Origin of the sequence: Meiothermus sp. (genome assembly GCF_025056915.1) — a bacterium.
In the GTDB taxonomy this organism is placed as follows: Bacteria; Deinococcota; Deinococci; order Deinococcales; family Thermaceae; genus Meiothermus.
Genome location: NZ_JANWVH010000133.1, coordinates 1 through 3883, shown reverse-complemented (window position 1 = coordinate 3883; position 3883 = coordinate 1). Strand labels below are relative to the sequence as shown.

Sequence of the window (3883 nt, the reverse complement as noted above, 5' to 3'; positions counted from 1 at the left end):
CAACCAGGGTCAAGCAGCTTTGCTTTTGGCCCTGGATTCAGGAGGCTTTATGTGTCACCTCGTCGTAGAATTGGTATGACATAGCACCCCCTCTTTTTTCAAATCTTGGGGTTCAGATCAAGTAGCACACGAAAGCACGTAATAAGCGCCCCTAGCAGTCCTTGAGGCGAACCGTTGGGTTTGCCCTTCAGGCTATATCCGCCCACATTCACAAGGTGGCGCCTGGGGGATAATCGGCGCATGCGGTGGCTGGTGGTTGGGCTGCTGGGGCTGGGCGTGGCCCTGGCCCATTACGCCACCCCCCTTCCCGATGCAAAAATTGCCCCACCCGCACGGCAGTTTGGCCTGCCGCTCGAGGGCCTACCCGGCCCCGGCAGCTGGCTGTTGGGGCAGCTCTACGGCAACACCACCGGCGCATATCGGCAGCGCCATAGCGCCTACCGCGCCGGGCAGGGCATCCACTTTGGCCTGGATTTCTCGGCCCGGTGTGGCACGCCGGTGGTCGCCATTGGGGATGGGGTGGTGGTGGAGATAGACGGGCCGCATGGCGCCCCACCCCACAACCTGGTGATTGACCACGGCAACGGGCTGTCCAGCCTGTATGGGCATCTGCTGGAGCGCCCGGCTTTGCGGGTGGGCGCCCGGGTACGGCGCGGGCAGGTGGTGGGCCGGGTGGGCGATTCGCAGTTCAGTTGCACCGCGGCCCCCCACCTGCACCTGGAAATTCGCGATAGCTCCCACCAGCGCTTCTTCAACCCGATTCCCTACATCGCCGCCGACTGGGAGACCCTCACCCTGGTGGGGGGGGTCTCGAGGGGTTTTCAGCGCGACCTGGACAACCCCCGCCGCTGGCAGTATCCCGACCAGCAGCCCGCGGCCCGCCGGGGCGGCCCCCTGCTCAACGACTACGCAAGGGCCTGGCCGGCAACGCTGGCCGGGAAACCCGAGCCCAACGCTTTGTCCCGGCCCTATGCAAGTTTGCCCGGTCTGGCGCTGTTTTCAAGCTCAATCCGGCTGGAGCGAACCCACACCCCCACGCCTCGCCGCCTTACCACCGGCGGCTGCTGTGTGAACCCCCTGTGGAGCCCGGACTCCAGCACGGTGCTTTTTATAGACAAACCCAACCCCCAAAGCCCCACCGCCCTCTATGGGGTGTCGGTTCTGCGGCCCGACCCCCCCAAGCCCCTGCTGCCCATTGCCCACTACAATCCCCGTTTCACCCATGCCCTGCTGCCCGGAAGGCCCAGCTTGGTCGAGCGTTTGTCGGATGGGCAACGCTTTTACCTCGAGACCGAGGGCGGCAACGTGGCCTGGTCGCCCAGCAGCCAGCGGCTGGCCTGGAACATCACCCAGGCCGAGGGCAACTTCGACCGGCGCCGCTCGGAGGTCTGGCTTGCCCTGTGGGGCGGAGCGCCCCAGCGCGTGGCCACGGTTTTTGGGGGCGGGCTGGTCGGCTGGCTGGACGAAGAAACGCTGCTGCTCAGCGGCAAGCGTGCCCCAGAAGATGCGCTTCGCAACCTCGAGACCCTCCACCTGCCCACCGGCGAGCGCCGCATTCTGGCCCGCGCCCTGAATATGCGGGGCATCCAGATTGGCCCCGATGGGCGCTGGGTCGCCTACTACGTGGCCTTCGACCACCCCGAGCGCAACGGACTCTATCTGGTCTCGAGGGGGGGTCAGAAATTCAAGCTAAGCTGGTTTGGCTCCTACCGCTGGCGGGATGCCAGCCGGTTGGTCTACATCCCCCTGAACCCCGGCCAGCCCACCCACCGCCTGATGGAATACCACCTGCAAACCCACACTTCACGCCCGCTGGCCGACCTGGGGGCAAAGGTTCTGAACGACCAGTGGCAGGTCTCGCCGGACGGTGAGCGGGTGGTTTTCCTAAGCCAGGATCGCAACCTGTGGTGGCTCGAGCTGCCCTAAACTTCAATCTGCGCGAAGCGGGCGTTTTCCTCGATGAACTCGCGGCGGGGCTGCACATCCGAGCCCATCAGGTCGTCGAAAATCTGGGCCGCATACGAGGCGTCTTTCATGTCCACCTTCTTCAAGACCCGCCGGGCCGGATCCATGGTGGTCTCCCAGAGCTGCTCGGCGTTCATCTCGCCCAGGCCCTTGAAACGCTGGATTTCATAGGGCTTGTCGCCGATGCTGGCCAGGGCTTTTTTGAGCGCCTCGTCGTCGAAGAGGTACTCCACCTGCTTGCTCTTGCCCACCCGCAGGCCGTAGAGCGGGGGCTGGGCCACATACAGATAACCCTGCTCGATGATGGGGCGCATGTAGCGGTAGAAGAAGGTCAGCAGCAGCGTGCGGATGTGCGAGCCGTCCACATCGGCATCGGTCATGATGATGATCTTGTGGTAGCGCAGGTCTTCGAGGTTGAAGTGGGCTTCTTCCTGGTCCTTGCCGCCAATGCCCGCGCCAATGGCCGCGACCATGGCCCGCACTTCGGCGTTTTTGAGGGCTTTGTTGAGACCGGCTTTTTCCACGTTCAGAATCTTCCCGCGCAGCGGCAGAATGGCCTGGAAGCGCCGGTCTCGCCCGCTCTTGGCGCTGCCCCCCGCCGAATCGCCCTCCACAATGAACAGCTCGCTCTCGCTGGGGTCTTCCGACTGGCAGTCGGCCAGCTTGCCGGGCAGGTCGTCGGACTCGAGGGGGTTGGCCCGGCGGATCAGGTCGCGGGCCTTGCGGGCCGCCTCGCGGGCCTGGGCCGCCCGCAGGGCCTTTTCGTAGATTAGCTTGGCGATGCGGGGGTTCTCTTCCAGATACTCAGAAAACTTCTCGTAGACAATCTTGCTGACGGCGGTGCCGGCCTCGGGGTTCAGGAGCTTGCCCTTGGTCTGGCCCTCGAACTGAGGCTGGGGAATCTTGATGGAGATAACCGCCGAAACCCCTTCCAGCAGGTCGTCGCCGGTGGGCTCCAGGTCCTTCACGAGTCCGGCTTTTTTAGCATAGGTGTTGATGGCCCGGGTGTAGGCGGTCTTGAAGCCCGAGATGTGGGTGCCGCCGTCTACGGTGGGAATCATGTTGGCAAAGCTGACCAGGTCGGCGCTGTAGCCCTTGGTGTGCACCAGGCCCACATCCACCCCCACGGTCTCGACCTGGCCCTGCAACAATACCGGCTTGTCGTAGAGCAGTTCCTCGCCATCGGCGCGGTACTTGGCAAAGGAGCCCACCCCTCCTTTGTCGAAGAAGACCTCTTCTTTCTGGTGAATCTCGTCCCGGAAAACCAGCTTGAGGCCCGCGACCAGGAAGGAGACCTCGCGCAGCCGCACCCGCAGCCGGCTGGCCTCAAATTTCAGCTCGTTGCCGAAAATTTGCGGGTCGGGCCGGAAGGTAACGCGGGTGCCCCGCTTGCCCTTGGGGGCGCTACCCAGAACCTGCAGAGGCTGGGTGACATCCCCCCGGCTGAACTCAATCAGGTAGTGCTTGCCATCGCGGAACACCTCCACGCGGGTGAACTCGGCCAGGGCATTGACCACGCTGGCCCCCACCCCGTGCAACCCTCCCGAGACCTTGTAAGCGCCCTCTTCGAACTTGCCCCCTGCGTGCAAAACCGTGTAAATCACCTCGACCGCAGGCTTTTGCTCTTCCGGCATGATGTCAACCGGAATCCCGCGCCCGTTGTCCTCTACAGTGATGGAGCCGTCGGGGTGAAGGGTAGTGATGATCTCGGTAGCGAACCCCGCCAGGGCCTCGTCCACGGCGTTGTCCAGAATCTCCTTGAAGAGGTGATGGTAACCATCGGCCTGGGTGCCCCCGATGTACATGGCCGGGCGGTGGCGAACCCCTTCCAGGCCCTTCAAAACCTTGATTGCAGATGCGTCGTAGTTGGCAATGACCTCAGTGCTCACCTGACCAGTATAACATATTATGTTTTTTA

Annotated in this window: 2 protein-coding genes; one reads left to right on the top strand and one right to left on the bottom strand. The window is 63.6% G+C overall.

Annotation, left to right across the window (positions count from 1 at the left end; genetic code table 11):
- The first annotated feature begins 240 nt into the window (after window positions 1–240).
- Complete coding sequence (locus NZN28_RS13955) at window positions 241–1926, top strand: peptidoglycan DD-metalloendopeptidase family protein (protein WP_295399169.1); 1686 nt, start codon at window positions 241–243, stop codon at window positions 1924–1926.
- Here NZN28_RS13955 and NZN28_RS13950 read toward each other — a convergent pair.
- Window positions 1923–3854 carry a DNA topoisomerase subunit B gene (locus NZN28_RS13950; protein WP_295399167.1) on the bottom strand — a complete coding sequence of 644 codons (1932 nt, stop codon included), beginning with the start codon at window positions 3852–3854 and terminating at the stop codon, window positions 1923–1925. The genes NZN28_RS13955 and NZN28_RS13950 overlap by 4 nt on opposite strands.
- Window positions 3855–3883 lie beyond the last annotated feature (29 nt).

Coding starts and splice junctions, on each gene's coding strand:
- NZN28_RS13955 (WP_295399169.1), top strand. CDS start 241: ATGCGGTGGCTGGTGGTTGGGCTGCTGGGGCTGGGCGTGGCCCTGGCC.